The sequence below is a fragment of the Aneurinibacillus danicus genome, from assembly GCF_007991215.1.
Taxonomy (GTDB): domain Bacteria; phylum Bacillota; class Bacilli; order Aneurinibacillales; family Aneurinibacillaceae; genus Aneurinibacillus; species Aneurinibacillus danicus.
In genome coordinates this window covers 1-1530 of the sequence record NZ_BJXX01000260.1, presented here as the reverse complement: position 1 = coordinate 1530, position 1530 = coordinate 1, and the positions used below count along the sequence as shown (strand labels likewise).

Annotated in this window: 2 protein-coding genes; both read right to left on the bottom strand. The window is 33.8% G+C overall.

Features of this window, described 5'->3' with window-relative positions; genetic code table 11:
- The coding region (locus ADA01nite_RS21595; RefSeq protein WP_218029604.1) for a globin family protein at positions 1 to 298 on the bottom strand (298 nt) is incomplete at its 3' end.
- Positions 299 to 334: 36 nt separating this feature from the next.
- On the bottom strand, positions 335 to 673 hold the full coding sequence (locus ADA01nite_RS21590) for a hypothetical protein (RefSeq protein ID WP_146812484.1): 339 nt from the start codon (positions 671 to 673) through the stop codon (positions 335 to 337).
- Positions 674 to 1530: the final 857 nt, after the last annotated feature.

Genomic DNA, 1530 nt, shown 5'->3' with positions numbered 1-1530 from the left:
ATACATACTCTTTATCTCTTTTTTCATTAAAGAAGGTATAAAGGTATCGTTCGATTTCCTCGGTATGAATCTCCTGTTCTCCTTCTTCCTTCAACTCAATAAGGTATTTATGAAAAAGATCGACGGCTTCTGAGATTGATTCCTCTACGATTTCTCTCACTTGAGACAGAATATTTTCATCTTCTTCTGTAAAATGATTGTAGACCAGTGTATCTTTAAATCTTCCCTTAAATTCAATATTCGTTCCTCTTTCTGCAAGTTTCAGCGCAGAAATTTGAGGGCGGATACGTTTAAACATAAAATCCCTCCTTAATTCCCAAAAAAGTCTGACTGTTTAACGATATTTATGAGAATTATCCAATTGTTCTTTAAAAAGCTTCTCTAATAGTTCCTTCACGTACGGATGTCTATAACCACTCTCATATTCAAGCCTGTACATTTGACTCCATAAAGAGTTGTATACCTGACGTACTTCGTGGGGAATGCACTCCCCAAAATGATGTTGAAGATGAATGAGCATAAATTTTGCTTTATTTCGCTCCTGTATATTATTCTGGCATTTCCCCATATCGATCTCTAATATTTTTTTATTGGCCTCATGAAGCAGTGTATTAATCATCTCTTTCTCGTTGCTAAATCTTCTTCCTTCATATACAAGTTTCTCATCTTTCATATGCCCCCTCCCCACTCAGCTATTTTTGTCATGTTGTTTATGTTGTTAATTCACGTAAAATATTTTACCACGCATTGTCAATTAGGACAATTTGATTATTTTTATTTTTATTTATAGTTATATTATACTAAATTTAATAATTTTTTTCTCCCATTTGTGAAATAGTTCATAAATAGTTTCATTTAATAATACGGGTTTAGTACATATTTTAATTACCATTGACTAATATTAAGGACATTTCAAAATAGTAAAGCCATATTGCTAACTATATAAATATCAAGTTCATCTTTACTCTTCACTTTAATATCCTCTACAGATAGCTGCCCATTTTCCGACATCATCGATAGCAACACAAATGAAGTATTGGTGTAAAAAATAGATAACTTTGCGTATAGCACTCATATCTGTTATTTCTTGTTTTCATAGCTTCCTGAAAAACATGAGTGGGAGTATCACACGTTTCTGTACGTAAGAAAGCCTCATAATTTTCCACACCCAAATTAGTAAAGAGAATATAGGTGCTGATACAAATGATAAAAAGACCCATCACCTACCAGATTGTCTACTATACCTATCTTTCTCATAACTCCTTATTTCCTTTGATCTTGATCCCTGAATTGTTATCTTGAGGGTATTGCCAAACAAAATATTGTAAATATAAGCCTATAAGCCCCCTTCATTTTTTACACGTTCTTCCTATCTAACAAAATGGCGATTTTGTTAGATACTCTTTTCGATAGGAAAATGGAATTCACCATAAAACCACCATGGCGTCTCAGCCGCAACCCCGGCATGAAAATGAGGAGAAGGACGATTGGCTTTTGTGGTACGAAGAAAAAGAGAGAAGAGAACGAGGG

Excerpts from the sequence above, each read along its gene's own strand:
- ADA01nite_RS21590 (WP_146812484.1), bottom strand. The coding sequence starts at position 673 with ATGAAAGATGAGAAACTTGTATATGAAGGAAGAAGATTTAGCAACGAG.